Below are 22,077 nucleotides of genomic sequence, written 5' to 3' on the forward strand. Positions count from 1 at the left end.
GGGGCTGCGGCGGCGTGGTGGTGCTGGTTGTGGCGTATGCCGTCGCGGCGGTGGCGGTGCCGTGGGCGCTCGGACGCCACGGGCGGGCGATGGCGTGCGCGGCGGCGGTGCTCCCGGCGGTGACGGCCGGGTGGGCGGTGTCGCGGGCGGGGGACGGCGACGTCACGGAGCGGATCGGGTGGGCGTCCGATCTGGGGCTGGCGATCGATCTTCGGCTGGACGCGCTGTCCGTGGTGATGCTGGTGCTGGTCGGCGGGGTCGGGGCGGTGGTGCTTTGTTACTCGGGCTGGTATTTCGGGCGCGGCGAGCGGTTGATGACCGGGACGCTGGTGGCGTTCGCGGGGGCGATGACGGGGCTGGTGCTCGCCGACAACCTGCTGGTCCTGTACGTGTTCTGGGAGCTGACGACCGTCAGCTCGTTCATCTTGATCGGCTCCGCTCGTCCTGAGCGGGCGGAGGACAGGCGGGCGGCCACCGAGGCGCTGCTCATGACGACGGCGTTCGGGCTGGTGATGCTCGCCGGGTTCGTCCTGCTCGGGCAGGCCGGAGGGACGTACCGGATCTCGGCGCTGCTCGCCGATCCGCCGGGAGGGGCGGCGGCGGAGGCGGGCGTGGTGCTGGTGCTGCTGGGGGCCTTCGCGAAATCGGCGCAGGTGCCGCTGCACGCGTGGCTTCCGGCGGCGATGGTCGCGCCGACGCCGGTGAGCGCGTACCTGCACGCCGCCGCGATGGTGAAGGCGGGCGTCTACCTGGTCGCGCGGCTGGCGCCCGGGTTCGCGGAGACCGGCGTGTGGCGGCCGATGGTCGTCGTGGTCGGGCTGGTGAGCATGGCGGTGGGTGGGCTGGTCGCGTTGCGGCAGGACGACCTGAAACGGCTCCTGGCGTACGGGACGGTGAGCCAGCTCGGCCTCCTGATGGTCCTTCTTGGGGACGGGACGGCCATGGCGGCGCTGGCGGGCACCGCCTTGTTGCTCGCCCACGGCGTGTTCAAGGCGCCGCTGTTCATGGCGGTCGGCGTGGTCGAGCACGAGACGGGGACGCGGCGCGCCGACTGCCTCTCGGGCGCCGGACGGCGGCTGCCGGTGCTCGCGGTCGCCGGGGCCGCGGCCATCGCGTCCATGATCGGGCTGCCGCCGTTCCTGGGGTTCGTGGCGAAGGAGGCGGCGATCAAGGCGTTCGCCCATGGCGGGCTGGACGCCGCCGTCCTGGCGGGTGTGGTGGCGGGGTCGGCGCTGACCGTGGCCTACGGGTTGCGTTTCCTGCACGGTGCGTTCGGCGGCGCGTCGGAGGGCGGACGGCAGAGGTCGGAGGACGGACAACAGAGGTCGAAGGGCGGACGGCAGAGAGAGTCGTGGGGGCTGGTCGGGCCTGTTGTGGTGCTTGCGCTGGCGGGGTTCGTCTTGGGGGTGATCCCGGGGCCGGTGCAGACGCTGGTCGAGCCCTATGCGGGCACGTTGGGGCTGGAACCCGATTACGAGCTGGCGTTGTGGCATGGGCTTGGGCTGGCGCTGGGGTTGTCCGCGCTCGCGATCGGGGCGGGGGCCGGGCTGTACTACGCGTTCAGACGGTCGTTCCCGGCGCGGAGTGTTCGGTGGCGGGTGCTTGATGCGCAGCGGGCTTACGACGGGGTGATCGAGGCGGCGCTGGCGGGGGCGCACGCGGTGACGCGGCGGGTGCAGATCGGGTCGCTGCCCGTGTACCTCGGGGTGATCGCGGTGATGGTGCTCGTCCTGCCGGGGACGGCGCTGGCCGCTGGGCTGATCGGCGGGCGCGGCCCCTCGGGCGTGGAAGGGCTGCGGGCCTGGGACGATCCGGTGCAGCCCGTCCTGGCCGTAGTGGTGGCCGGGTGCGCGCTGGCGGCGCTGCGGGCGAGCAGGAGGCTGTCGGCGGCGCTGCTGCTCGCCGGTGTCGGCTACGGGACGGGCGGGCTCTTCGTCATGCAGGGCGCCCCGGACCTCGCCCTCACGCTGCTGGTCGTGGAGACCCTGTCGCTGATCATGCTGGTGCTGGTGCTGCGGCGGCTGCCGGAACGGTTCCCGCCGCGGCGGCGGACGACGCCCGGCCGGGTCGCCACCGGGGTGATCAGCCTTTGCCTGGGTGGGTTCGTCGCCGTGTTCCTCGTGGTGGCGGCGCTCAGCCGGAACAGCGAGCCGGTCGGTCCCCGGTATGCCGGGCCCGCGGAGGAGGAGGGGGCCAAGAACGTCGTGAACCTGATCCTCGTCGAGTTGCGGGCGCTCGACACGCTCGGCGAGATCGTGGTGCTGGCCGTCACGGCGATGGGCGTGGCGGGGCTGGTGATGGGGCGTCCTGGGGGATGGCGGCGGTTCCGTCCGCCCGCCGAGCCCGGCGCGGAGGACGGGGAAGTGGCGCGGGCGCGGTGGCTCGCCACGCCGGGGCGTCCGCCACTGGGCGGCTCGTCGGTCGTGCTGGAGGCGGCGGCGCGGCTGCTCGGCCCGACGATCCTGGTGTTCTCCGTCTACCTGCTGATCGCGGGGCATGGGCGTCCCGGCGGCGGGTTCGTGGGCGGGCTCGTCGCGGGCATGGCGTTCGTGCTGCGGTACCTGCCGGGTGGACGGCGGGAGCTGGCGACCGCGCTGCCCGTCCGTCCCAGCGTGCTGCTCGGCGGCGGGCTCGGGCTGGCGGTCGCCACCGGCGCGGCGGGGTGGACGTCCGGTGGGGAGTTCCTGCGGGGCGAGGTTCTGCACGCGTCCGCTCCTTTGATCGGGGACGTCGATGTGCCGACCAGCCTGTTCTTCGACCTGGGCGTTTATCTCCTCGTGCTCGGGCTGGTGCTGACCATCCTCACGACGCTCGGCGCGAGCCTGGAGCACGATCCGGCGGACGGCTCGGAGGAAGCGGGGGAACGGGCGTGAACGGCCCGGCGCTCGTCCTCGTCGTGCTCGTCGCGGTGCTGTTCGCGGCCGGGTTCGACCTGCTGATGCAGCGGTCGCTGATCCGGGTCGTGGTCGGGTTCATGCTGCTCGGGCACGGCGCCAACCTCGTCCTGCTGCTGGCGGGCGGGGCCGCGGGCACGCCGCCGATCCTCGGCGAGGGCGTCGGGCCTTCGGCGGACCCGCTGCCGCAGGCGATGGCGCTGACCGCGATCGTGATCACGTTCGGGGTCACGGCGTTCCTGCTGGCGCTCGCCTACCGGAGCCGCCTGCTGCTCGGCGAGGACGAGGTCATGGACGACGTCGAGGACCGCCGGATCTGCGCCGAACGCCGCCGTCAGCGCGAGGACGACCGGCAGGCGGAGCGGACGGACCCCCTGGAAGAGGACGCGGCCGGGGATGGGGCCGCGAACGGGCTCGCGGACGGGCACGCGGGCGGGGACGGCGTATGAACGTGCTCGTGCCGCTGCCGTTCGTGCTGCCGCTGCTGGGCGCCGCGCTGGCGATGATCAGCCGGCGGCGGGAGACGTGGCTGCGCGTCCTCGGGCCGCTGGTCGTCGCGGGCGTGGTCGCGGCCGCGGGCGGGCTGGTGGCGGCCGTGGCGCGCGACGGGGTGATCGCCGTCCAGATGGGCGGGTGGGCGGCGCCGCTCGGCATCACGCTGGTCGCGGACCGGCTGTCGGCGCTGCTGCTGGTGGTGTCCGCCGCCGTGCTGCTGGCGATCATGCTGCACGCGGTGGGGGAGGGCGCCGGAGGGCTCGGACGGCACGAACCCGGCGTGTTCTACCCCGCGTACCTGGCGCTGACCGGCGGGGTCTGCCTGCTGTTCCTCGCCGGGGACCTGTTCAACCTGTTCGTCGCGTTCGAGGTCATGCTGGCGTCGAGCTACGTCCTGATGACGCTGACCCCGACGGCGGAGCGGATGCGGGCCGGGATGACGTACACGGTGGTCAGCCTCACGTCCTCGATCCTGTTCCTGACCGCGCTCGGGCTGACCTACGCGGCGGCCGGGACGGTGAACCTCGCCGACCTGTCGCTCCGCGTGGACGATCTGCCCGGCGGCACCCGTTCGGCGCTCGGGATGCTGTTCCTCGTCGTGTTCGGGATCAAGGGCGCGATCGTGCCGATGCACCTGTGGCTGCCCGACAGTTACCCGGCCGCGCTGACCAAGGTCACGGCGGTTTTCGCGGCGCTGCTGACGAAGGCCGCGATCTACGCGCTGATCCGCGTGCAGACGCTGCTGTTCCCCCGCGAGCACGGGTCGTGGGTCATGCTGGCGCTGGCCGCCGGGACGATGCTCGTCGGCACGCTCGGCGCGCTGACGCACGACGACATCCACCGGGTGTTCTCGTTCACCCTCGTCGGACATATCGGGTACATGCTGTTCGGGCTGGGGCTGTTCAGCGTCGCCGGGCTCACCGGGGCGATCTTGTATCTCGTCCACCACATCGTGGTGCAGGCGACGTTGTTCCTGGTCAGCGACCTTATGCAGGGGCGTACCGGGGAGACGTCGCTGCATCGGCTCGGCGGGCTGGCGCGGCTGTCGTCCTTCATCGCCGTGCTCTTCTTCTTGCCCGCGATGAGCGTGAGCGGGGTGCCGCCGTCGTCCGGGTTCGTCGCGAAGCTGGCGCTGTTCCAGGCGGGGCTCGGCGCGGGGCGTCCGCTGGCCTACGCCGTGACGGGTGTGGCCGTAATGGCGAGCCTCCTCACGCTGATGGCGATGGCGCGGATCTGGACGCTCGGGTTCTGGCGTCCCCGTCCGGAGGGGGCCGCCGAGCCGCCCGCCGAGGAGTCCTACACGCGGGGCGGCGTGCGGGTGATGCAGTCCGTGACCGCCGTGATGGTGGTGGCCGGGCTCCTGATCGCGGTGTTCGCGGGGCCGCTGTCGTCCTGGAGCCGCCGCGCCGCGATCGACCTGCTCGACCCGTCCGCCTACCGGCAGGCGGTGCTGGGCGGGGAGGCGCGGTGAACGAACTGCTCCGGAGTGTCGGCTCCCGGCTGGGCATGGCCGTGTGGCTGCTCGCGGTCTGGCTGCTGCTCTGGGGACGGGTCGACGCCCTGACCGTGATCGGCGGGCTCGCCGTCGTCCTCCTCGCCTACGCGGTGAGCAGGCTGCCCACGGTGCCGCTGGTCACGCGGGTCCGGCCGGTGCCGTTCGCCAAGGCCGCGCTGGAGTTCGCCTGGGAACTGGTCGTGTCGAGCGTCGTCATCGGCTGGCACGCGCTGCGCGCGCCGGGGCGGATCCGCGGCGCGATCATCGAGGTCAGCGCCCGGTCGCGGTCCGAGCTCGTGCTGCTTGCGGTCACCACCAGCATCTCCCTGCGGCCCGGCACGCTGCTCGTCGATCTCGACTGGGAGCGCGCGGTGCTGCGCATCCACGGCATGCCCGTCCGCGGGCCCGGGGAGGCGGACGCCACACGGGACGGCGTGCTCCGCACCGAGCGGCGCCTGATGCGCGCGTTCCCGACCCCGGACGACGACACACCGCCAACGGAGGAGGAGTCCCGATGAACGCCGTCTACACCGTGACCATGGCGCTGCTGGGCGCCGCCGTCCTGATGACCGCCGCGCGGCTGATCCGCGGGCGGACGCCGTTCGACCGCATCATGGCCATGGACGTCCTGTCCGTGCTGCTGGTCAGCGGGATCGCCGTCCACGCCGCCGCCAGCGACGAGCCCGCCAACGCCACCATCCTCGTGGTGATCGCGCTGCTGGGCTTCGTGGGCTCGGTGACGGCGGCCCGGCTCGCCGCGGAGCACGCGACGGATCGCACATGATCGCGGGCGACGTCGTCACCGCCGTGCTGCTGCCCGCGGGCGCGGCGTTCTCCGCGGTGGGCGCGCTCGGGGTCCTGCGGTTCCCCGACCTGCTGACCCGGCTGCACGCGGCGACGAAACCGCAGACGATCGGGCTGCTGCTCATCCTCGCGGGCGTGGCGCCGCAGACCGGGTCCGTCGCCGCCGCGACCCCGCTGCTCCTCGTCGCCGTCTTCCAGCTGATCACCGCGCCCGTCGCCGCCCAGACCATCGGCGCCGCCGCCTACCGCGCCGGCGCCGTCGACCCAGGCGCCCTCACCCTCGACGAGTCCGACGACGCGACCTGAGGCGGCCGCCCGGGTCGGCGGCGTCTCACGGCAACCAGCGGGCCACGAGATCTCGCGGAATGCCCTCCCGCACGCTCCAGAGTTTCCATTCGCTGTGCCACCTCACGTCGTAGCGGTTGCCGTCCGCTTTGACGCAGGTCGGGAACCGGGTGAGGGAGCGCCTTCTGCTCCGTCAAGGCGGTCTCCTCATCGTCGGCGAAATCACCATCATCACCGACAATGCGACTCTCTGTCAGGAGATCGTCATGGCTGGTGACGCCCGAGGCGCCTCACTCCTCGGTGGCGGGGCTGCCGCCGGCGACGACCTCGGCGAGCAGGTCCTCCTCGGTGGCGCCGCGGCGCCAGTAGCCGGTGAACGTGACGGCGCGGCGGTCGAGACCGCGGTCCCTGACGAGGTGGCGGCGCAGCGCCTTGACGACGGCGGACTCGCCCGCGATCCAGGCGTACGCGCCGTCCGGGAGCGCGGCGGCGCGGACGGCGTCCGGCAGCCCGCCCGGGGCGACCCAGGTGATCTCGGCGTCGGCGGCGGTCAGGAGGTCCTGGCGGTCGTCCGGGTGCGGGACGTCGATCCAGACGCGGGCGGGGGTGCCCGCGGGCAGCCAGGCGAGGTTCCCGGCGATGGCGGGCAGCGCGGTCAGGTCCCCGGCGATCAGCACCGGGGCGGCGGGCGGCGGACGGAAGTCGTAGCCGCCGTTGTCGGCGCCGGTCGGGCCGAGGACGGCGACGCGGTCGCCGGGACGCGCCTTCTCCGCCCAGGTCGCGGCCGGTCCCGAGCCGCCGTCGGAATGCAGGGCGAAGTCGACGTCCAGCTCGCCTGGACGCTGGTCGCGGACGGTGTACGAGCGCATGATGCCGCGCTCTGCCGGGTCCAGGGCCCGCCAGTCGGCGAACCAGGTGTCGCCGCCGCGGCTGTCCGGCATCACGGGCGCGTCCTGGTGCGGGTGCGGGAAGAAGATCTTGATGCGCTGGTCGCGGCCTGCGGTCACGAACCGGTCCCCGACCGAGCCGTTCCCGGCCGAGCCGTTCCCGGCCGAGCCGTTCCCGGCCGAGCCGTTGGCTGCTGAGCCGTTCCCGGCCGCGCTGTCGGCCGCCGCCAGGCAGGGACCGCCGTAGGTGATCCGGACCATGGACGGGCTGAGCCGCTCAGACCGCAGGACGTGCATGTCGAAGAAGGCGTAGGGGTGGGCCGGACTCGTCATCGCGCAGCCTTTCAGCCGGTCTTCTTGGCGGACGTGATGGACGCGGCGAGCGCCTCAAGGATCGGCGCGCAACCCGCGTAGGAGAATCGGGGCTCGGGCTGCCAGGGGACGACCTGGCCGGCCTTCACCGCGGGCAGGTCCTTCCAGGACGGCTTGGAGCCGAGGTCCTTCGGCTGGAGCGCCTGCGTGCGGGAGTCGAGCATGATGACGTCGGCCTTGTACTTGCCCGCGTTCTCCCAGCTCAGGTCCTCGAAGTAGCCGTTCTGGTCCGGGTTCTCCGGGACGATCAGGTCGACGCCCAGCTCCTTGAAGTAGATGAGGTCGGTGTTCTTGTTCGGGCTGGAGGCGTAGAACAGGTCGGGGCTCGCGGACGCGGCCAGCACCTTCAGGCCCGCGTTGGCCTTCGCCGCGGCGCGCACCGCCGCGGCGGCCTTGTCGAACCGGGCCTTCGCGGCGGTGACCTTCGCGGACTTCGGGTCGGCGCCGAGTGCGGCGGCGAGCGCGGCGGTCCGCTCGATGGGCTTGGGGAGCGGGACGGCCCCGGCCGAGATGGCGACGCTGGGCGCCAGCGCGAAGATCTTCTCTTTGCTCTCGGCGGGGACGTAGAAGAGGTCGTTTTGCACGAACATGTTGTCGACGAGCAGGTCGGGGCGGAGCGCGGCGTACTTCTCGATGTTGAACTCGCCGAACGCGTTGCCGATGATCTCCAGCCGGTCGACGGGGAGGTCCCCGGCCTGCGGGTCGGGCCTGCCGTCCTTCAGCTTCGTGGGGCCGAACACGCCGACGAGCTGCTTGTCGACGCCGAAGTCGTAGAGGGCGGCGGCGGTGCCGACGTAGCCGACGACGCGCTCGGGACGGGCCTTGACGTCGACCTTCGTGCCCCGGTCGTCGGTGAACGTCCACGCGCCGCCGGAGCCCGAGCCAGAGCCTGAGCCGTTCCCGCCGTCATCGCCGCCGCACGCGGCGAGGAGTGCGCCGACGGCGACGGCGCCGCCCGCGCTCAGCAGGCCCCGCCGGGTGAGGCCTCCGCTCGTCCGGGCGCCGCGGGAGGCCGGGGCGCTGCGGGAGAGGTGACGGACACCGGTATTCGACATTTAGGACGTTCTCCATGAATCAACTACGGTGGTTATATTCCGGCCAATGCGGACCTTAGGTTAACCTAACCTAAGTCTTCGTCTCAGAGGTGGGGGCCGTCCAGTCGCCGAAGGGTGACGCGATCGCGGCCCCCGGCGCGTCCCCCCGGAGCCCGTCAGGTGTTGCTGACCAAACCCCAGCCGCCGTCCCCAGCCGCCGTCGAGCGGCCGCCGGGCGGCAGGCGGGCGATCGGGCTCCTCGGGGCGGTGCTGTTCCTGCTGGTCGTCGTCGCGCTCAGCCTCGCGGTCGGCGCGAAGCCGCTGTCGCCCGGCGAGGCGTGGGACGGGCTGTTCCACCGCGGCTCGGGCGCGTACACGATCGTCCACGAGATGCGGCTCCCGCGGACCGTGCTCGGGCTGCTCGCGGGCGTGGCGCTCGGCCTCGCGGGCGCGGTGATGCAGGCGCTGACCCGCAACCCGCTCGCCGACCCGGGCCTCCTCGGCATCAACGCGGGCGCCGCCGCGGCCGTCGTGTCGGCCATCTCGTTCCTCGGTGTGACGTCGTTCACGGGCTTCGTGTGGTTCGCGTTCGCGGGGGCGGGCGCGGTCGCGGTGCTGCTCTACGCGGTCGGCGGCGGGCGCGGCGCGACCCCGGCGCGGCTCGCGCTGGCGGGGTCCGCGCTCAACGCGGCGCTGTTCTCGTACGTGAACGCGGTGCAGCTCCTCGACACCGCGTCCCTCGACCGCATGCGCTTCTGGACGGTCGGCTCCCTCGCCGCCGCGCAGAACTACACCATCGTGCGCGTCGCCCCGTTCGTCGCCGTCGGGCTGGTGGCGGCGCTGCTGCTGGCGCGTCCGCTGAACGCGATGGCGATGGGCGACGACGCCGCGCGCTCGCTCGGCGCCGACCCCCGGCGCGCCCGGGTCGTCGCGATCGTCACGGTGACGCTGCTGTGCGGGGCGGCGACGGCGGCGTGCGGGCCGATCATCTTCGTCGGGCTGATGGTGCCGCACCTCGTCCGCGCGCTGACCGGGCCCGACCTGCGCTGGCTGTTCCCGTACTGCGCGGTCCTCGCCCCGGCGCTGATGCTGGCCGCCGACGTTCTCGGACGCGTCGTCGTGCGCCCGTCCGAGCTCCAGGTCGGGATCGTGATGCTCGTGGCGGGCGGGCCGGTGTTCCTGTACTTCGTGCGGCGTCCGCGCAGCGGGGCGGTGTCCTCATGACCGTCATCCGGACGCCGGGCGGGCTGTCGTTCCGGTTCCGCGCGCGGGCGCTCGTCGTCGCGGCCGCCTGCCTGGCCGTGGCGCTCGGGACGGGCGTGCTGCTCATCGGCAGCGGCGACTTCCCGATGAGTCCCGCCGACGTCGTCCGGACCCTGCTCGGGCAGGGCACGCCCGCCGACTCCCTCATCGTCAACCAGATCCGGCTGCCGCGTGTGGCGGCGGCCCTCGCGGTCGGCGCGGCGCTCGGGCTGGCGGGGGCGATCTTCCAGTCGCTGGTCCGGAACCCGCTCGGCAGCCCCGACATCCTCGGGTTCACGCAGGGTGCCGCGTCCGGCGTCCTCGCCGTGGTCGTGCTGACCGGCGCGGGCAGCGCCGCCGTCGCGGCCGGTGCGGCGGGCGGCGGCCTCGCGACCGGCCTCCTCGTGTACGCCGTGGCGGGACGGCACGGCGCGCACGGGCAGCGGCTCATCCTCGTCGGCATCGGCGTCGCCGCGGTCCTCACCGGCGTGAACGGCTACCTGCTCACGCAGGCGCAGATCACCGACGCGGCCCGCGCCGTCCTGTGGCTGACCGGCAGCCTGGACGGACGCGACTGGTCCGACACCGCGCCCGTGCTCGTCGGGCTCGCCGTCCTCGGGCCGCTCGTCCTCGCCGGCTGCGGGCGGGCGCTGCGGATGCTGGAGATGGGCGACGACGCGGCGCACGGGCTCGGCGTCCCCATCGAGCGGGTCCGGCTGATCATGCTGGGCGCGGCGGTGCTGCTCACCTCGCTCGCCGCGGCGGCGGCCGGGCCGGTCGCGTTCGTCGCGCTGACCGCGCCGCAGCTCGCCCGGCGCCTCACCCGCACGACGGGCCCCAACCTCCTGCCCGCGATGTGCATGGGCGCGGCGCTGCTGGTCGCCGCCGACTGGGTCGCGCAGCGCGCCTTCCCCGGGCACCAGCTCCCGGTCGGCGTGGTGACCGGGCTCCTCGGCGGCGGATACCTGGTCTGGCTCCTCGTGACCGAACGCAAGACAGGACGGATCTGATGCAGGACGCAAGCGCGCGGCTCACCGGCACGGGGCTCACCCTCGGCTACGACAGGCGCACCATCACCGAGGACCTCGACGTGGCCGTCCCGGACGGCTCGTTCACCGTGATCGTGGGCCCGAACGCGTGCGGGAAGTCGACGCTGCTGCGGGCGCTGGCGCGGATCCTGAAGCCGTCCGCCGGGACGGTCGTGCTCGACGGCCGCCCCATCGCCGACTGGCCCGCGAAGAAGCTCGCCCGGACGCTCGGGCTGCTGCCGCAGTCGTCGATCGCGCCCGAGGGCATCGCGGTCGCCGACCTGGTGTCGCGTGGCCGGTACCCGCACCAGAGCCTGCTGCGCCAGTGGTCGAGGGAGGACGAGCGGGTCGTCGCCGAGTCGATGGCCGCGACCGGCGTCCAGGACCTCGCCGCCCGCCCGGTGGACGAGCTGTCCGGCGGCCAGCGGCAGCGCGTCTGGATCGCGATGGCGCTGGCCCAGCAGACGCCGCTGCTCCTGCTGGACGAGCCGACCACCTACCTCGACATCGCGCACCAGATCGAGGTCCTCGACCTGTGCGCGCGGCTGCACGAGGAGGGGCGCACGGTCGTGGCCGTCCTGCACGACCTCAACCACGCCGCCCGCTACGCCACGCACCTGATCGCGATGCGCGACGGACGGATCGTCGCCGAGGGCGATCCGTGCGCGGTGGTGACGTCCGAGCTGGTCGAGGACGTCTTCAAGCTCCCGTGCCGGGTGATCGACTGCCCGGAGACCGGGACGCCGCTCGTCGTCCCGGCCGCCCGCGGCAAGGCGCCGGCCGCCCGCGGCCCGGTTCCGGCGGCCCTGGGCTGAGCGGCGGGGCAACGGTTGTAGGATCCTAATCGTTGTAGCTCTACAACGATTGGAGGCGCCGCATGCCCGAGCTCAGCCCCCGGCGGCGGCTCGCGGTGCTCGCCATCTGCTGCATGAGCCTGTTCATCATCAACCTCGACAACACGATCCTGAACGTCGCCCTCCCGACCCTGCGGGAGGACTTCGGCAGCTCGCTGTCCGGCCTCCAGTGGACGATCGACGCCTACCTGATCGTCCTCGCCTCGCTGCTGATCCTGTCCGGGGCGACCGCCGACCGGCTCGGCCGCCGCCGCGTGTTCCAGACCGGGCTCGCGCTGTTCGTCACCGGGTCCGTGCTGTGCAGCCTCGCGCCGTCCCTCGGGTGGCTCGTCGCCGCCCGCGTCGTGCAGGCGGTCGGCGGGTCGATGCTCAACCCCGTCGCGATGTCGATCATCACGAACGTGTTCACCGAGCCGCGCGAGCGGGCCCGCGCCATCGGCGTCTGGGCCGGCACCGTCGGGCTGAGCATGGCCCTCGGGCCGCTCGTCGGCGGGCTGCTGGTCGAGTCCGTCGGCTGGCGCGCGATCTTCTGGCTGAACGTGCCGATCGGGCTAGCCGCGATCACGCTGACCGCGCTGTTCGTCCCCGAGTCCCGCGCGGCCCGGCCCCGCCGCCCCGACCCGCTCGGCCAGCTGTTCCTGATCGCCTTCCTCGGCACGCTCACGTACGCGATCATCGAGGCGCCGGGACGCGGCCTCGCCGACCCCGTCGTCTACGGCGCCGCCCTCGTCTCCGCCCTGTCCCTCGCCGCGTTCGCCCGGCACGCGCTCCGCACCCCCGAACCGCTGATCGACCTGCGGTTCTTCCGCAGCGTCCCGTTCTCGGGCGCCGTCGTCATCGCCGTCAGCGGGTTCGCGGCGTTCGGCGGGTTCCTCTTCCTCAACACCCTCTACCTGCAGAACGTCCGCGGGCTGTCCGCGCTGCACGCCGGGATGTACCTGGTGCCGATGGCCGCGGCGACCGCCGTGTGCGCCCCGCTGTCGGGACGGCTCGTCGGCGGCCGCGGCCCGCGCCTGCCGCTCCAGCTCGCCGGGCTGGCGATGCTCACCGGCACGCTGCTGTTCGCCGCGTTCGACGCCGAGACGCGCGACGTCACCCTGTTCGCCGGGTACGTGCTGTTCGGCATTGGGTTCGGCATGCTGAACTCCCCGATCACCAACACGGCCGTGTCGGGGATGCCGCGCGCCCAGGCCGGGGTGGCCGCCGCCGTCGCGTCCACCAGCCGGCAGATCGGCAGCGCGCTCGGCGTCGCCGTGATCGGCGCCGTGCTCGCCGCCGGACTCTCCGGTCCGCTCGCCGCGCCCGGCTTCGTCCCGGCGGCCCGCCCGGCATACTGGGTGATGGTCGGCTGCGCCGCCGCCGTCCTCGTCCTCGGGACCGTCACCACCGGCCGCCGGGCCGCCCGGACGTCCGGCCTCGTCGAGCCGGAGGACCACGCAGACCTGCGCCACGCAACGGAGGCGAGCGCCTGATGACCGAGCCGGCCGTGCGGACCCCGCGAAACGACCACGCCCGCGCCGAGATGGCCCAGCGGACGTGGCACAACCTGCGCGTCCTGCTGCAGGAGCGCGGAGACCGGCGGCGCGAGGCCACCGAGGCGCTCGGCATGAGCTTCTTCCGGATCAAGGCGCTGCGCCGCATCGCCGCCGCGGCCGACCCGATGACGCTGCGCGACCTCGCCGACGTCCTGCTCACCGACCGCCCCTACACCACCCTCGTCGTGGACGACCTCGTCGGCCGCGGCCTGGTGGAGCGGTCCCCGAACCCGGCCGACCGCCGCTCCAAGATCGTCACGGTGACCGCGGCCGGACGCGCCGCCGCCGCGAAGGCGGAGGCCATCCTCGACACCCCGCCGCCGTCCTTATACGACCTTCCGGCCGAGGACCTGGCCGTCCTCGACCGCGTCGCCGCCCACCTCGTCGCCGAGGACTGAACACCGGAGACACGGGTTTCAGGCGGGATCGCGGGCGCTTTCGTCCATCCGGGGGCGCGGGTGCGTATGTCCTGTCATGAGGGAGCAGGTACGGCATTTCCCGAGACGCCCGCTCGCCGCCGCCGTCCTGGCCGGCGTGCTCGCCCTGACCGGCGCCTGCGAGTTCACGGACCCGGCGGGGGCGTCCAGTCCCGCCGCGCAGGGCACGAGGGTCGCGACCCGCTCGCCCGACCCGCGGCGGACCGCGCGGCCGCCCGGCGCGTTCGACGAGGACGGCTTCCAGGAGGACCTGCGCACCGCCGAGACGGTCACCGACGACTACTGGCGGCGCCACTGGGAGCGGCTGTTCACCGGCCGGTACCGGTCACCGCGCGTCGTCGGGCTCTACAACGGACGCGACCCCCAGACGGCGCCTGCCTGCGGCGACGAACGCCTCCAGCGGGACAACGCGGCCTACTGCCCGCCCGGCGACTTCGTGGCCTGGGACGCGCACCTCATGCGGTCCGGGTACGCGCGCGGCGACGCCTGGGTCTACCTCGTGATCGCGCACGAGTGGGGGCACGCGGTCCAGAACCGGCTGCGCCGCGGCCTGGTGTCGCCCGCCGCCGAACTCCAGGCCGACTGCCTGGCCGGGGCCGTCCTGTACGGCTCGTCCGACGAGGGCGCCCTGCGGTTCGAGGACGGCGACGAGCAGGAGCTCGTGGACGCGTTCCAGCTCATCGGCGACAAGGCGCCCTGGACGAAACCCGGCGACCACGGCACCGCCGTCGAGCGGCTGCGGAGCTTCTCCCGCGGCGGCACGAACGGCGTGAAGGCCTGTTTCGCCTGACGCCGTCCGCCCGTCACCTTTCACCTGACGGCCGTTTCCCTGACACGGCCGGGCGCGGGCGAGCATCATGGCGTCCGGTGCACCCGATCCAGCCCGGACGTTGGGGGACGGCATGACCGGCGTTGACATGGTCGTCATCGAGGGCGACCGCCACACGACCGTCCTGCTGACCGGGGACCTGGACAGGGCGTCGACCCCCGAGGTCCGGTCGCGGCTGCGGGAGCTGGTCCACCGGCCGCTCGTCCTGGACGTCTCCGGAGTCGGCTTCTTCGACGCCGACGGGCTGCGCACCCTCCACCAGTGCGCGTGCAACTGCAAGGCCCAGGGCACGGCCCTGGCGCTGGTGGGCGTGCGCCCCTTCCCGGCGAAGCTCTGCCGCATCCTCGGCCTCGACAAGCACATCCCGATGTGCGCGTCGACCGAGGAGGCGCTGTGGTGCCTGCTGCCCCGCACCGACGACGAGATCAGGGACTGGCTCTCCGGCTGAGCCACCGCTCCACCGAGTCCCGCTACGGCTGGAGGACCTGCCGTACGATGATCTCGTCCAGCCGCCGCTCGACGATCACCCCGACCGGCCAGTCGCGCACCAGGCACCGCAGCAGCGCCGCCTCGTGCTCGGCGAACGACGGGTCGCAGCCCTGCTGCTCAAGGCTGGATCTGAGCGCCAGGACGTAGTCGTCGCCCGTGAACCCGGGGACCTCCCTGACCATCGCGGTCGTCGTGGCGCGGTGCGAGTTGAGCCCGGCGAACGACCGGCCGCAGCCGCAGCCGCCGTCGGGGTCGTCGCGGTCGCGTGCGCAGACCATCCCGATATGGACGAGCTCCCCTTCGACACACCAGGCGAAGTCGTTGCCGCGGAATCCCTGGGTGGAGTTGGTGGCGGTGAGCAGCTTCAAGGCCATACCCCCTCGGTGCGTCCGGTGACCCGCCCACGGTACGACGAGGGTCTGACGTAACGTCGAGAACATGAGCGAAGACAACGACGTCCTGGTGCAGCGCGACGGGCCGTTCACGACGATCACGATGAACCGGCCGCGCCGCCGCAACGCGCTCTCCCGCGCCTTCCTCCTCGCGCTGACCAGCGCGTTCGAGGAGGTGGGCGGCACCGAAGCGCGCGGTGTGATCCTCGCGGCGAACGGCCCGGTCTTCTCCGCCGGGCACGACTTCGCGGACATGGCGGGGGCGTCGCACTCCGACGTCCGCGACCTCCTCCGGGTGTGCACCGACCTGATGCGGACGATCCAGTCCGTCCCGCAGCCGGTGGTCGCCCGCGTGCACGGCCTCGCGACCGCGGCCGGCTGCCAGCTCGTCGCGAGCTGCGACCTGGCCGTCGCCGCCGAGAGCGCCGGGTTCGCCGCGCCGGGCGGCAAGGGCGGCTGGTTCTGCCACACCCCGCTCGTCGCGATCTCCCACAACGTCGGCCGCAAGCGCGCCGCCGAGATGGCCCTCACCGGCGAGGTGTTCGACGCCGCCACCGCCGCCGACTGGGGCCTGATCAACTACGCGGTGCCGGACGGCGAGCTCGACAAGGCGACCCGCGAACTGCTCCAGCGCGCCACCCAGGGCAGCCCGCGCAGCAAGGCCCTCGGCAAGCAGGCGATGTACGCGCAGCTCGACCGTCCCGAACAGGACGCCTACGCCTACGCGATCGAGGTGATGGCCGCGTCCGCCCTGACCCCGGAGGCCCAGGAGGGCATGACCGCCTTCCTGGAAAAACGCCCCCCGACCTGGCCCGCCTGACCAAGCCCGGAGGCAGTGCAGGGGCGGAGCCCCACGAGCGGCCCCGCGCATTCGTGTGGGTGAACGCGGACCTGAGCCGGGAGGGGGCGTGGGGGCGGAGCCCCGCGAGTGGCCCCGCGTATTGGTGTGGGTGATCGCGGACCTGGGCCGGGAGGGGGTGTGGGGGCGGAGCCCCCACATCGGGGGTCTGGGGGTCGCCCCCCCAGATGGGCACGGCGAAAGAGTAACGGTCCGCGCTTTCCGCGGACATGGGTGGCCCAACTCTGTAGGGCGGGCGGGACTCGAACCCGCGACCGGGAGATTATGAGTCTCCTGCTCTGACCAGCTGAGCTACCGCCCCTGGGCGTCCCCCGGGTGACGGTGGGGGCGTGGCCGTCTGTCATCTTAGCGGCGGCTCGTTCGGAGGGACCACTGACAAAGGCGACGTCCTACTTCTGGCTGGACGATGTCATACCTGGTACCGAGTGACGGGTGCGGGTACCCGTCGGTAGGGTCCGCGTATGTCCAGACGCATTCTCGTTCTCGTTCTGTTGCTGCCGGGGCTGCTGTTCGCGGGGGCCTGCGACGGGGGCGGGTCCGAGAAGCCCGCGAAGAAGGCGGATTTCGACGCCGCGCAGACGCTGCGGCAGGCCGCGCAGGCGATGGGGGCGGTGAAGAGCGTGGCGTTCACCGTGACGTCGGAGGGCAAGACCCCCGTCATGGTGAAGGGCGGCGACCTGAAGCTGCTCCGCGGCGGTGACGCGGACGGGACGCTGACGGTCGAGCAGCAGGGCCAGAACGTCGAGATGAAGGTCGTCGCGGTGGGCGACAGCATCTACCTGGACGCGGGGACGGGCGGGTGGCGGAAGCTGCCGAAGGCGCTGGCGGCGACCATGTACGACCCGTCGGCGGTGCTGGACCCGGAGCGCGGCATCTCCAAGCTGCTGGCGTCGGCGGCGTCGCCGCAGGCGCAGGCGGTGGAGACCGTGGACGGCAAGGAGACGAACCGGGTGGGCGCGAAGCTGCCGAAGGCGCAGATCGCGGGCCTGATCCCGGGGATCGACGCGGATCTGGACGGTCAGCTGTGGGTGAGCCGCACCGATCACCGGCTGGTGAAGGTGCGGGGCGCGTTCCCGGGGGGTAAGGGCGCCGTGGTGATCACGTTCACCGAGTTCGACGCCCCGTACAAGATCAGCGCACCGAAGTGAGGGAGCGGCGCCGGGTCGCGATCGGGGCGGGCGGCGCGGTGGTGCTGCTGGCGGCGCTCGACGCGTACGTGATCACGACGATCCTGGTGCCGGTGGTGAAGGATCTCGGCGTCCCGATCAACCGGCTGGAGCGGGTGACGCCCGTCCTGACCGGGTTCCTGCTGGGGTACGTGGCGGCGATGCCGCTGCTCGGGCAGCTGTCGGACCGGTTCGGCCGGCGGCCGCTGCTGCAGGCGTGCCTGGTGTTCTTCGCGGTCGGCTCGGTGGTGACGGCGCTCGCGGACGGCGTGCCGGTGCTGACGGCGGGCCGCGTGGTGCAGGGCGTGGCGGGCGGCGCGCTGCTGCCGGTGACGATGGCGCTGGCCGGTGACCTGTGGGACGAGCGGCAGCGTCCCGTGGTGCTCGGCGCGGTGGGCGCGGCGCAGGAGCTGGGGAGCGTGCTCGGCCCGCTGTACGGGGCGGGCGTCGCGGCGGTCGCCGACTGGCGGGCGATCTTCTGGATCAACGTGCCGCTGGTGGCGGGGGCGATGGCGGCCGTCCGGTACGCGGTGCCCGGGGGACGCGGGGAGGGGCCGCGGCCGGGCGTCGACGTGGTGGGCGGGCTGCTGCTGGCGCTGGGTCTGGGGCTCCTCGTCGTGGGCGTCTACAACCCCGAGCCGCAGGAGTCGGCGCTGTCGTCCTGGGGTCCGCCGGTGCTCGTCGCGGGCGCGGCGGTGCTCGTGATCTTCGTGCTGTGGGAGGTCAGGGCGCGGACGAGGCTGCTCGATCTGGCGGGAGTGCGGCGCGGGCCGCTGCTGGCGACGCTGGGCGTGAGCCTGCTGTCGGGGGCCGCGCTGATGGTGACGCTGGTGGACGTCGTCCTGGTGGCGCAGACCGTCCTGGACAAGGACGCCACGGAGGGCGCGCTGCTGCTGACCCGGTTCCTGGTGGCGCTGCCGGTCGCGGCGGTGGCCGGCGGGATGATCGCCAGGCGGGTGGGGGAGCGGTGGCCGATGGCCGCGGGGATGGCGGTGGCGGCGGTGGGCTACCTGCTGATCGCGGCGTGGCCCGCGGACCTGGCGGACGCCTCGTACGGTCCGCTGCCGAGGATGGACGTCGATCTCGTCCTGACCGGGCTCGGGCTGGGCCTGGTGATCGCGCCGGTGTCGTCGGCGGTGCTGGCGTTCGTCCCGGCGGCGCGGCACGGCGTCGCGTCGGCGGCCGTGGTGGTGGCGCGGATGATGGGGATGCTCCTCGGGATCTCCGCCCTGTCGGCGTGGGGCTTCCACCGTTTCCACGCGCTGACGGCCGACCTGAAGCCGCCGCTGCCGTTCCTGATGCCGAAGGACGAGTTCGGACGCCGGCTCAAGGTCTACAACGCGGCCGTCGACGACGCGCTGCGCACCGAGTACCAGGAGATCTTCTGGATCACCGCCGGGCTGTGCGTCCTCGGCGCGCTCCTCGCGCTGGCCGCCGGCGGGCCGGGCCGGGATCATCGGGGCCGGGATCGGGACGTTGGCCGGATTTGGTCATCAATCCGGCATACCGGGCGCGATCCGGGAAAGGATTCGGCTACCGGCCATGTGCCGAGCGACGGGCTGGGGAATATCCTGGGAAAAGAAGGCTAAAGATGATGGCCAAGGGCCTCTTGCCGGGAGGGCACTCCCCGGGGAGGTGACGCAGATGCGCAGGTCCGGCATCGGCTGCGGCGCCGCGCCGCTCACCAGGCTGCGCCGGCGGCTCGGCCTGGAGCGCAGCGAACTGCGCCGCCGGGTCGACCGCGTGCAGCGGGCGATCGCCTTCGGACTGCTCGTGCTGCTGCTCGGCGCCGCGCCGCCGCTGGCCGCCTGGGCCGTGTCCTGGTCCTACGACGCCGGCACCCGCGCCGAGGACGCCGAGCGGGCGAACCGCCGCCAGGTCGTCGCCACGGTCACCTCCACCGGCGGGATCGGCACGTCCGGCGACCGCTACATCCACGAGACCGTCCAGGCCGCCTGGCCGGGCGCGGACGGCAAGCAGCGCGCCGGGACGCTGCCGAGCTGGAAGAACGCCAAGGTCGGCGCGCAGCGGACGATCTGGATCGACCGCGAGGGCGACCCGACCGTCCGTCCCAGGCCGCACAGCCGCACGGTGACCGACGCCGCCTACGCGGGCGCCGCCACCGTCCTCGGCTGCGCGATGCCGGTGGTGCTCGCCTACGTCGTCGTCCGCCGCCGCTGCGACCGCCACCGCGACGAGCTGTGGGAGGCCGACTGGGCGCGGATGGACGCCGACGCCGGCCACAATCCCCGCTCCTGACCCGTCCCGAGGCAGGGCGGGCTACGCGGTGAGCATCGCGCGGGCCGTCTGGATCAACGCGGCGTTGTCGGCGGCCGGAGCCCCGTCGGGGAGGACGAGCGTGTCCTCCAGGCCGATGCGGACGTCCAGGTTCAGCCGGACGGCGAGCCGCAGCACGGGCCACGCGCCGCCGTCCTCCCCGTGCAGCAGGACCGGACGGCCGTGCCGGGTGCCGAGATCGTGCAGGAGCGCCTTCGCCGTGCCGGTCGCGGTCTCCGGGTCGGGGTCGGTGACCTCGGCGAGGATCCGCAGCACGTGGTGCGCGTGCGGCCAGCTCAGGAACCGCTCGGCGCCGTCGGTGCCGGAGAAGATCCCGGCCTCGATGGCGACGCCGCGCTCGAAGAGCGCTTCGGCGACCAGGTCGGCGCCGTCCTCGTGGAAGTTCACCGAGGCGTGGTCGGGCAGCACCGTCCAGGAGCGGATCTTCGCGGCGCGCTCCACCGGGTCGGGGGTCGTCCACTCGCCGGTGGTCACGCCGACCTGGATCGACGGAGTCGACGCGCGGACCGCGGCGACGGCCGCCGCGACGTGCGGCGGGTCGACGGTGTCGGCGCCGGCGCCGTCCCTCGGGTGCAGGTGCGCGTCCTGCGCGCCGACGTCGGCGGCGGCGCGGACCGCGGCGGCGATCTCCTCCGGCGAGACGGGGACGCCTTCGGTCCGGCTTCCGTTCGGGCAGACCTGGAGCATGGTTCCGATCATCTCAGGTGGGGCTCAGGGCGTGATGACGCAGGGTCCTCCTCCGCAGACGTCCACGACCCGGCCGGTGGTCAGGAACACCGCCTTCTGGCGGCGCGCCTCGGCGTTCCCGCGCGGGTCGGCGTGCGGGTCGCGGCCCTCCGCCGGGGGCGTGTTCGTCAGCGGCGGGACGGGGGAGCCGCTGTCCCAGACGACCATGGCGGAGCCGGAGTGGGACGAACCGAACGCCGGGATGCCCCAGTACGGGACCTTGTCGGGGCTGCGTCCGGGCGTGACGACCGGGGCGTGGACGCGGGCGCCGATCGTGCGGGCCTCGACCTCGGCGGCCACGGGCGCGACCTGGTGGTCGCCGAACGCGACGTGCATCAGGACGCGGTGCCGCGGCGTGCCCGGCAGCGGGTCGTCCGTCATGTGCGAGGCGTAGCCGTTGGCCTCGCCGCGGTCCCACAGCAGCTGGAGCAGGGCGAACCCGATCTGCTGGTCGAGCTTGTCGGGGTAGGACATGTCGAGGATCCGCCCGAACTGGGGGAAGTCGGCGCTGCGGTTGAGGAGCGTGCTGTAGTTCATCGCCGGGACGCCGAGGACGGCGCGGCGGACGTCGGGGGACACGGCGGTGAGCGCGCCGCCCATGATGCCGCCCTGGCTGTTGCCGTCGTAGGTCAGCTCGGCGCGGCGATCGATCAGCGATCCGCCCGCGCCGTCCTGGAACGCCTGGTGGCGGGCGAAGCCGCGGGTCATGGCGCGTCCGAGGAAGGTGAAGTTCAGGAGGCTCTGCTGGAGGCGGTCGGCGACCGTCCGGAACCGGGTGAGGTCGGCGAGGGCGCCGACGACGTTGGGGACGTCCTCGTCCGCCATGCCGATCCACTTGGTGGCGCAGAACATGAAGCCGTGCTCGGCGGCCATCGCCTTCACGTTCCCGGCGTCGACCTCGCCCTCACTGCCGAGCAGGCCGTGCCCGTAGAGGGCGGGACGGGCGGGTTCGGTGAACGCCGACCTCGGGATCTCGCACTGGAACGGGACGGCCTGCGCGTTCCCCGGCAGGCGCGACGGCGCGCCGTCCCGGCCGCGGTGGAGGGACGACCCGGGCGGACCGCCGGGCTGGTCGAGGTAGCTCGGCGCCCACACGACCCCCTTGACCTCGCGGGCGATCTTGTCGTCGACGTCGTCGGTCACCTGCGTGACGGCGAACGACGGCGAGCGGCCGCCGAGCTCGCGGAGCGCCTCGTCGCGCATGTGCAGCGCCTGCCCGGCCAGGCTCTGGCGGCTCGCGACGGTGAAGTCCCAGGCCAGGTACAGGCCGTCGCGTCCCACGCCGTGCCGGTCGAGCGCCGCGAGGACTTTGCGCTCCTGCCGCTGACGCACGGCGAGCGGGTCGTCGTCCGGCAGCCGCGGCCCGAGGATCTTCGCGAACGCGCCGTTCGGCTCGATCACGGTCCCGGACGCGTCGCGCAGGTTCCGGAGCGCGACCGCGTACCGGTGCCCCTCGCGGAGGTTCCGCGCCGGACGGACGATCAGCGCCTTCCGGTCATCGGGCGCGTTCGCGTCGAGTTCCGCCCAGTACGGCCAGCGTTCCCCGGTCGCGGTGTCGACGATGACGATCGGGGCGTCGCGGCGCAGCGACGCCCCGATGTCGGTGATCGGCGCCGCGCCGGTGCGCGTCAGGTCGACGCCCGGGACGCGGCTGAGCAGCATCGAGCCGGGGGAGAAGCCGTCCGCGCGGTTCCACTCGTCCGGCGACACCGGTACGCCGAGCGCGTTCTTGAGCGTCGTGCGCAGGTGGACGCGGCGGCCCGTCGGGGTGCGGGCGTCGCGGACCGTGAACCAGTCGTTCGGGAACGGCAGCAGGCACGCGGCGGGGTCGATCGGGTCGCAGCCGTCGCCGGTCTCCGCCGCCGCGGACGGCGCGGCCTGCGGGACGGCGGTCAGGAGGGCGACGGACGCGACGACGGCGGTGAGGGCCGACAGGATGCGCTGGGAGAGACGCAC

Annotated in this window: 22 protein-coding genes and 1 tRNA gene; 17 read left to right on the forward strand and 6 right to left on the reverse strand. The window is 73.5% G+C overall.

Annotation, left to right across the window (positions count from 1 at the left end; all coding sequences use genetic code 11):
- Positions 1-14 precede the first annotated feature (14 nt).
- Genes ACH34T_RS15935 through mnhG form a run of 6 tightly spaced genes read left to right on the forward strand, consistent with a single transcriptional unit; the run spans position 15 to position 5,994 of the window.
- Positions 15-2,873 (forward strand): Na+/H+ antiporter subunit A, encoded by a 2,859-nt coding sequence (locus tag ACH34T_RS15935; RefSeq protein WP_395992882.1) that lies wholly within the window; start codon positions 15-17, stop codon positions 2,871-2,873.
- Positions 2,870-3,343, forward strand: a complete 474-nt coding sequence (locus ACH34T_RS15940; protein WP_395992883.1) for a Na(+)/H(+) antiporter subunit C — start codon at positions 2,870-2,872, stop codon at positions 3,341-3,343. The genes ACH34T_RS15935 and ACH34T_RS15940 overlap by 4 nt, the downstream gene beginning before the upstream one ends.
- Positions 3,340-4,860: a Na+/H+ antiporter subunit D gene (locus ACH34T_RS15945; protein ID WP_395992884.1), complete on the forward strand. Its 1,521-nt coding sequence runs from the start codon at positions 3,340-3,342 to the stop codon at positions 4,858-4,860. The genes ACH34T_RS15940 and ACH34T_RS15945 overlap by 4 nt, the downstream gene beginning before the upstream one ends.
- The gene (locus tag ACH34T_RS15950) at positions 4,857-5,402 is read left to right on the forward strand and encodes a Na+/H+ antiporter subunit E (RefSeq protein WP_395992885.1); all 546 of its coding nucleotides are present in this window, start codon (positions 4,857-4,859) and stop codon (positions 5,400-5,402) included. Before ACH34T_RS15945 ends, ACH34T_RS15950 begins: the two co-directional genes overlap by 4 nt.
- Positions 5,399-5,668 (forward strand): monovalent cation/H+ antiporter complex subunit F, encoded by a 270-nt coding sequence (locus ACH34T_RS15955; protein ID WP_395992887.1) that lies wholly within the window; start codon positions 5,399-5,401, stop codon positions 5,666-5,668. Before ACH34T_RS15950 ends, ACH34T_RS15955 begins: the two co-directional genes overlap by 4 nt.
- Positions 5,665-5,994, forward strand: coding sequence for a monovalent cation/H(+) antiporter subunit G (mnhG, locus tag ACH34T_RS15960; protein WP_395992888.1), 330 nt, complete (start codon positions 5,665-5,667; stop codon positions 5,992-5,994). The genes ACH34T_RS15955 and mnhG overlap by 4 nt, the downstream gene beginning before the upstream one ends.
- A 269-nt stretch (positions 5,995-6,263) precedes the next feature.
- Here the strand turns inward: mnhG and ACH34T_RS15965 are convergent, their stop codons facing one another.
- Together ACH34T_RS15965 and ACH34T_RS15970 are read right to left on the reverse strand one after the other, a co-directional pair.
- Positions 6,264-7,193 (reverse strand): siderophore-interacting protein, encoded by a 930-nt coding sequence (locus ACH34T_RS15965; RefSeq protein ID WP_395992889.1) that lies wholly within the window; start codon positions 7,191-7,193, stop codon positions 6,264-6,266.
- Positions 7,194-7,204: 11 nt separating this feature from the next.
- Complete coding sequence (locus tag ACH34T_RS15970) at positions 7,205-8,287, reverse strand: ABC transporter substrate-binding protein (RefSeq protein WP_395992890.1); 1,083 nt, start codon at positions 8,285-8,287, stop codon at positions 7,205-7,207.
- A gap of 159 nt (positions 8,288-8,446) precedes the next feature.
- Between ACH34T_RS15970 and ACH34T_RS15975 the strand changes: the two genes are divergently transcribed.
- From ACH34T_RS15975 to ACH34T_RS16005, 7 genes are all read left to right on the forward strand, one after another.
- Positions 8,447-9,490 carry a FecCD family ABC transporter permease gene (locus ACH34T_RS15975; RefSeq protein WP_395992891.1) on the forward strand — a complete coding sequence of 348 codons (1,044 nt, stop codon included), beginning with the start codon at positions 8,447-8,449 and terminating at the stop codon, positions 9,488-9,490.
- A complete protein-coding gene (locus ACH34T_RS15980) occupies positions 9,487-10,518 on the forward strand; it encodes a FecCD family ABC transporter permease (RefSeq protein WP_395992892.1) in 1,032 nt (343 codons plus the stop codon). Before ACH34T_RS15975 ends, ACH34T_RS15980 begins: the two co-directional genes overlap by 4 nt.
- Positions 10,518-11,351, forward strand: coding sequence for an ABC transporter ATP-binding protein (locus tag ACH34T_RS15985; protein ID WP_395992893.1), 834 nt, complete (start codon positions 10,518-10,520; stop codon positions 11,349-11,351). Before ACH34T_RS15980 ends, ACH34T_RS15985 begins: the two co-directional genes overlap by 1 nt.
- A 62-nt stretch (positions 11,352-11,413) precedes the next feature.
- The gene (locus ACH34T_RS15990; RefSeq protein ID WP_395992894.1) at positions 11,414-12,862 is read left to right on the forward strand and encodes a DHA2 family efflux MFS transporter permease subunit; all 1,449 of its coding nucleotides are present in this window, start codon (positions 11,414-11,416) and stop codon (positions 12,860-12,862) included.
- Entirely contained in the window at positions 12,862-13,323 is a 462-nt protein-coding gene (locus tag ACH34T_RS15995; protein WP_395992895.1) for a MarR family winged helix-turn-helix transcriptional regulator, read from the forward strand. Before ACH34T_RS15990 ends, ACH34T_RS15995 begins: the two co-directional genes overlap by 1 nt.
- Before the next feature lie 76 nt (positions 13,324-13,399).
- On the forward strand, positions 13,400-14,152 hold the full coding sequence (locus ACH34T_RS16000; RefSeq protein ID WP_395992896.1) for a neutral zinc metallopeptidase: 753 nt from the start codon (positions 13,400-13,402) through the stop codon (positions 14,150-14,152).
- 112 nt (positions 14,153-14,264) lie between these two features.
- Complete coding sequence (locus tag ACH34T_RS16005; protein ID WP_395992897.1) at positions 14,265-14,639, forward strand: STAS domain-containing protein; 375 nt, start codon at positions 14,265-14,267, stop codon at positions 14,637-14,639.
- A gap of 22 nt (positions 14,640-14,661) precedes the next feature.
- Here ACH34T_RS16005 and ACH34T_RS16010 read toward each other — a convergent pair whose 3' ends face one another.
- Positions 14,662-15,054, reverse strand: coding sequence for a hypothetical protein (locus tag ACH34T_RS16010; RefSeq protein WP_395992898.1), 393 nt, complete (start codon positions 15,052-15,054; stop codon positions 14,662-14,664).
- A gap of 64 nt (positions 15,055-15,118) precedes the next feature.
- On the opposite strand from ACH34T_RS16010, the gene ACH34T_RS16015 reads away from it, so the two are divergent.
- Positions 15,119-15,892: an enoyl-CoA hydratase-related protein gene (locus tag ACH34T_RS16015; RefSeq protein WP_395992899.1), complete on the forward strand. Its 774-nt coding sequence runs from the start codon at positions 15,119-15,121 to the stop codon at positions 15,890-15,892.
- Between the two features lie 266 nt (positions 15,893-16,158).
- Here ACH34T_RS16015 and ACH34T_RS16020 read toward each other — a convergent pair.
- Positions 16,159-16,232, reverse strand: a tRNA-Ile gene (locus ACH34T_RS16020).
- Between the two features lie 160 nt (positions 16,233-16,392).
- Between ACH34T_RS16020 and ACH34T_RS16025 the strand changes: the two genes are divergently transcribed.
- Genes ACH34T_RS16025 through ACH34T_RS16035 form a run of 3 tightly spaced genes read left to right on the forward strand, consistent with a single transcriptional unit; the run spans position 16,393 to position 19,356 of the window.
- Positions 16,393-17,079, forward strand: coding sequence for an LppX_LprAFG lipoprotein (locus ACH34T_RS16025; RefSeq protein WP_395992901.1), 687 nt, complete (start codon positions 16,393-16,395; stop codon positions 17,077-17,079).
- On the forward strand, positions 17,076-18,686 hold the full coding sequence (locus ACH34T_RS16030) for an MFS transporter (RefSeq protein WP_395992902.1): 1,611 nt from the start codon (positions 17,076-17,078) through the stop codon (positions 18,684-18,686). The genes ACH34T_RS16025 and ACH34T_RS16030 overlap by 4 nt, the downstream gene beginning before the upstream one ends.
- A 55-nt stretch (positions 18,687-18,741) precedes the next feature.
- The gene (locus tag ACH34T_RS16035) at positions 18,742-19,356 is read left to right on the forward strand and encodes a hypothetical protein (protein WP_395992903.1); all 615 of its coding nucleotides are present in this window, start codon (positions 18,742-18,744) and stop codon (positions 19,354-19,356) included.
- A gap of 21 nt (positions 19,357-19,377) precedes the next feature.
- On the opposite strand, the gene ACH34T_RS16040 is transcribed toward ACH34T_RS16035, so the two are convergent.
- Entirely contained in the window at positions 19,378-20,082 is a 705-nt protein-coding gene (locus ACH34T_RS16040; RefSeq protein WP_395992904.1) for a 3-keto-5-aminohexanoate cleavage protein, read from the reverse strand.
- Positions 20,083-20,106: 24 nt separating this feature from the next.
- Complete coding sequence (locus tag ACH34T_RS16045; RefSeq protein WP_395992905.1) at positions 20,107-22,077, reverse strand: hypothetical protein; 1,971 nt, start codon at positions 22,075-22,077, stop codon at positions 20,107-20,109.

Origin of the sequence: Actinomadura sp. 9N215 (assembly GCF_044326345.1) — a bacterium.
In the GTDB taxonomy this organism is placed as follows: domain Bacteria; phylum Actinomycetota; class Actinomycetes; order Streptosporangiales; family Streptosporangiaceae; genus Spirillospora.